General features: G+C 55.1%; 3 protein-coding genes and 1 pseudogene. All 4 read left to right on the top strand.

The features are described 5' to 3' along the window. Window positions 1-236 precede the first annotated feature (236 nt). Complete coding sequence (gene flhB, locus ACSZPU_RS23345; RefSeq protein ID WP_499003776.1) at window positions 237-1,385, top strand: flagellar biosynthesis protein FlhB; 1,149 nt, start codon at window positions 237-239, stop codon at window positions 1,383-1,385. Next, window positions 1,378-3,456, top strand: a complete 2,079-nt coding sequence (flhA, locus tag ACSZPU_RS23340; protein ID WP_499003772.1) for a flagellar biosynthesis protein FlhA — start codon at window positions 1,378-1,380, stop codon at window positions 3,454-3,456. Before flhB ends, flhA begins: the two co-directional genes overlap by 8 nt. Continuing rightward, window positions 3,456-3,851 (top strand): flagellar protein FlhE, encoded by a 396-nt coding sequence (gene flhE, locus ACSZPU_RS23335; protein WP_499003769.1) that lies wholly within the window; start codon window positions 3,456-3,458, stop codon window positions 3,849-3,851. The genes flhA and flhE overlap by 1 nt, the downstream gene beginning before the upstream one ends. 274 nt (window positions 3,852-4,125) lie before the next feature. Then, a pseudogene (locus tag ACSZPU_RS23330) lies at window positions 4,126-4,857 on the top strand (MFS transporter); the annotation flags it as partial. Window positions 4,858-4,926 lie beyond the last annotated feature (69 nt).

The following is a 4,926-nucleotide window of genomic DNA, read 5'->3' as shown; positions in this document are numbered from 1 at the left end:
AAGACTCTCAGAGTCTGGACTGAGTACGCCCCTATGGGGCGTTATCAATGCCACCTGCTATGCAGGTGGTTTTTTACCTGCCTGCCACCCTTTGTATCCGCTCAACTTTTCCCCTGCGACAGAGAATTGCCTTTTCTCAAATCGCGAAAACCCCGCGTTTTTATGCCTTACTCTGCCCATTAGACCGACTTGACTCTGGCATTATGTCATCAAACATCTACCCGTGGATTTGAGCCGTGGCAGACGATAGCGACGACAAAACAGAAGCCCCTACACCCCACCGAAAAGAGAAGGCCCGTGAGGAAGGGCAAGTTCCCCGATCGAAAGAGCTGACATCGATACTGATGCTCTTTGTTGGGGTGGGCGTGCTCTGGATGGGGGGGGATGCGTTTGCCCGCAAACTGTCGGGGATTATGTCGTCTGGCTTACGTTTTGATCATGCCATCATCAATGACCAAAAACTGATTCTTGGGCATCTTATTGAATTGCTCAAAAATGCTGTGCTGGCGCTATTGCCGCTGGTGACAGGCGTGGTGCTGTTAGCGCTCTCGGCACCGCCGGTGCTGGGTGGGCTGGTATTAAGCGGCAAATCGATACAGTTTAATTTTTCCAAGATTAACCCGTTAAGTGGCCTCAAGCGTCTGTTTTCAGCGCAGGTTGTGGCGGAACTAGTCAAGGCAGTAATGAAAACGGCCCTGATGGGCAGCGTGGCCGCGTTTTATCTCTGGCACAAATGGCCGGAGATTATGCGTCTGATGATGGAAGCGCCGGTCACGGCAATGGCCAGCGCGCTGAATCTGGCCGGTATGTGCTGCCTGCTGGTGGTGCTGTCGATAATCCCGATGGTGGGTTTCGACATCTTCTGGCAGATCTACAGCCACCTGAAAAAATTGCGCATGTCCAAACAGGATATTCGTGACGAATTTAAACAGCAGGAAGGTGACCCGCACGTTAAGGGGCGTATCCGCCAGCTGCAGCGTGCCGCAGCGCGTCGTCGAATGATGGCCGATGTACCAAAAGCCGATGTGATTGTGACGAACCCGACGCACTATTCCGTCGCACTGCAATATGACGAGAATAAAATGAGTGCGCCAAAAGTGATTGCGAAGGGGTCTGGTTTGATTGCGCTGCGCATTCGTGAAATTGGCAGCGAAAACCGTATCCCAGTACTTGAAGCGCCGCCGTTGGCGCGTGCTCTGTACCGCCATGCTGAGATTGGTCAGCAGATCCCAGGCCAGCTTTATGCGGCCGTGGCCGAAGTGCTGGCCTGGGTATGGCAATTGAAACGCTGGAATCTGGCCGGAGGTAAACGTCCGGTCAGACCTGAAAATCTCCCAGTGCCAGAGTCGCTGGATTTTATGAACGAGAAGGACACTGATGGCTAATCTGGTGGCAATGTTGCGTCTGCCTGGCAACCTGAAATCAACACAATGGCAAATTCTGGCCGGTCCGGTCTTGATTTTGCTGATTCTGTCGATGATGGTTTTGCCGTTGCCGGCATTCGTGCTCGACCTGCTTTTTACCTTCAACATTGCGCTCTCGATTATGGTGCTGCTGGTGGCGATGTTCACCCAGAAAACCCTCGAGTTCGCGGCATTTCCAACCGTGCTGCTGTTTACCACGCTGATGCGGCTGGCGCTGAACGTAGCCTCTACCCGTATCATTCTGCTTGAAGGCCATACCGGCACAGCGGCGGCGGGGCGGGTGGTTGAAGCCTTTGGTCACTTCCTTGTTGGCGGTAACTTTGCCATCGGCATCGTGGTGTTCATCATCCTCGTGATCATCAACTTTATGGTTATCACCAAAGGTGCGGGGCGTATTGCGGAGGTCGGTGCGCGCTTCGTGCTCGACGGGATGCCCGGTAAACAGATGGCGATCGACGCCGACCTTAACGCCGGTCTTATCGGTGAAGATGAGGCAAAACGCCGCCGTTCTGATGTAACCCAGGAAGCGGACTTCTACGGCTCGATGGACGGTGCGAGTAAATTCGTCCGTGGTGACGCCGTTGCGGGCATCCTGATCATGGTTATCAACATCGTTGGTGGCCTGCTGGTGGGGGTATTGCAGCACGGCCTGTCGATGGGCGATGCAGCGCAAAGTTACACCCTACTGACCATCGGTGACGGCCTGGTGGCTCAGATCCCGGCGCTGGTTATTTCTACCGCAGCCGGTGTTATCGTGACCCGCGTGGCAAACGATGAAGACGTTGGCCAGCAGATGGTCAGCCAACTGTTTACCAATCCACGCGTGATGGTACTCAGTGCCGCAGTGCTTGGCCTGTTTGGCCTGGTTCCGGGCATGCCGAACTTTGTGTTCCTGCTCTTTACCGTTGGCCTGCTTTCACTGGCCTGGTGGCTGCGCGGCAGACAAGAGAAGGCTCCGGCGGAAGTGGCGCCTGTCAAAATGCCGGAAAACAGTCAGGCGGTGGAAGCCACCTGGAATGATGTCCAACTGGAAGATTCGCTGGGGATGGAAGTGGGCTATCGCCTGATCCCGATGGTGGATTTCCAGCAGGATGGTGAACTGCTGGGCCGTATTCGCAGTATTCGTAAGAAATTCGCGCAGGATATGGGCTTCCTGCCACCGGTGGTGCATATCCGTGACAACATGGATCTGCCGCCTGCGCGCTACCGTATCCTGATGAAAGGGGTTGAGATGGGCAGCGGTGATGCTTATCCGGGACGCTGGCTGGCGATTAACCCGGGTACGGCGGCAGGTTCGTTGCCTGGCGAACAGACCGTTGACCCGGCCTTTGGTCTCGCGGCTATCTGGATCGAAAGCGCGCTCAAAGAGCAGGCGCAAATCCAGGGCTTCACCGTAGTGGAAGCCAGTACCGTGGTGGCAACCCACCTGAACCACCTGATTGGCCAGTTTGCGCCGGAACTGTTTGGTCGCCAGGAAGCGCAGCAACTGCTTGACCGCGTGACCCAGGAAATGCCGAAACTGACCGAAGACCTGGTGCCGGGCGTTGTCACGTTGACGACGCTGCACAAAGTACTGCAAAACCTGCTGGCAGAAAAAGTGCCTATTCGCGATATGCGTACCATTCTGGAGACGCTGGCAGAACACGCACCGCTGCAAACCGATCCGTACGAACTGACCACGGTAGTCCGAGTGGCGCTGGGCCGTGCGATTACCCAACAGTGGTTCCCTGGCAGTGGCGAAGTGCAGGTTATTGGCCTTGATACGCCGCTGGAACGTCTGCTGCTACAGGCGCTGCAGGGCGGTGGTGGCCTGGAACCGGGTCTTGCCGACCGCCTTCTGGAGCAAACCCAGGAAGCGTTGCAGCGTCAGGAAATGCTGGGTGCGCCGCCAGTGCTGCTGGTTAACCATGCGCTGCGTCCGCTGCTGTCTCGTTTCCTGCGTCGCAGCCTGCCGCAACTGGTGGTGCTGTCGAACATGGAAATGTCGGACAACCGTCCTATCCGCATGACGGCGACCATTGGAGGCAAATAATGCGTAAGCTGGCCGGGTTATTCCTTGCGTTGCCCTTGTTTGCCCAGGCGGCCGGAAACGCTGCGTGGCAGGCAAGCAATATCGGGGTTATCCTCAGCCATCGTGGGCAGGCCATGTCCTCACGTGTGCTTGCGCCGCCGCAGCCGGTTAATGGCTTAATGACGGTGGTGGCGTGGCGTTATGAGCTGAATGGCCCGACGCCAGCCGGGTTAAACACGCGTTTGTGTACGCAGACGCGCTGTGTTCAACTTGACGCCCAAAGCGGAACGACCGTAGCCTTTGCCGATGTGCCGGCCATTGAGCCGTTACGTTTTATCTGGGAAGTCCCGGGTGGCGGGAGATTGATTCCCGCCCTGAATGTTCGCAGTATCCAGGTTATCGTTAACTACCGCTAGTCGCTCGCCTTTTCACCAGTCATCGCCGTTCCTCCCCGGAATTTGATGGCTGGCTCGCAAATTCTGACCCTGTCTTTTGAATCAAAAGAAACACTGTTTTATAAATCAGTGAAGCGCGTTGCGACACTCTTTGTATTTTTGCCATTTCCCTCACGCTTATGGCAGAAACAGAAAGGTATCCCGAGGCGCATACTCTTACTTTAGCCGTGTAAGAATTACCTTTGGCGAAGCCGGATTGCCAGAGGTCCCTCACTAATAAACAGGGTTAACGGCAATGAAAACACGTAAAATTGGATTGGTTAACTATCTCGCCTATGGTTCAGGCGACTTCCTGGGGGCGGGCACAACAGCACTCACCGCTGCATGGCTACTCTATTTCTACACTACGTTCTGCGGCCTGACGCCTATCGAAGCGACATTTATCTTTGCTGCCGCCAGGGTGCTGGATGCGGTTGTCAGTCCGTTGATGGGATTCTTGACCGATAACTTCGGCTCCACCTGGCTGGGTAAACGCTTTGGTCGCCGTAAATTCTTCATCATGCTGGGTATTCCGTGCGTGTTCAGCTACTCCATCATGTGGGTAGGGGACATGAGCTTCTGGTATTACCTGGTGACCTATCTGATCTTTGATGTGGTCTACACCATGATTCTGGTGCCGTACGAAACGCTGGTACCGGAAATGACCGACGACTTCAAACAGAAAACCAAATTCTCCGGTGCGCGTATCTCTATGGCGCAGATGTCCGCGATCCTGGCGTCGTTCCTGCCGGGTATCCTGCTGGCGCACTTCGGTAAAGACAACCCGGTCTCCTTCTTCTATGCAAGTCTGGTGTTCTCCGTACTGTGCGCGCTGATGCTGACCTTTGTCTGGTGCTTTACCTGGGAACGCCCGCGCGAAGACTGGACCGAAGCCGCATTGCGTGCAGAAGAAGAGAAGAAAAGCCTCACCTTCGGGCAGAGCATGAGCCGCCTGTTCGTGGAATTGAGTTCTACGCTACGTATTAGATAGTGTCGTCACGAGGATAAAAATCATTGATAATAGGGCCTTCTAATCAGAAGGCCCTATTATCATGAC

Origin of the sequence: Phytobacter sp. V69, from assembly GCF_965644215.1 — a bacterium.
In the GTDB taxonomy this organism is placed as follows: domain Bacteria; phylum Pseudomonadota; class Gammaproteobacteria; order Enterobacterales; family Enterobacteriaceae; genus Phytobacter.
The sequence above is the reverse complement of the archived record's forward strand: the minus strand, read 5'-3'. Positions and strand labels throughout refer to the sequence as shown.

What these genes read in the sequence shown, in the direction of transcription:
- flhA (WP_499003772.1), top strand. Translation starts at nt 1,378, where the DNA reads ATGGCTAATCTGGTGGCAATGTTGCGTCTGCCTGGCAACCTGAAATCA.
- flhE (WP_499003769.1), top strand. Translation starts at nt 3,456, where the DNA reads ATGCGTAAGCTGGCCGGGTTATTCCTTGCGTTGCCCTTGTTTGCCCAG.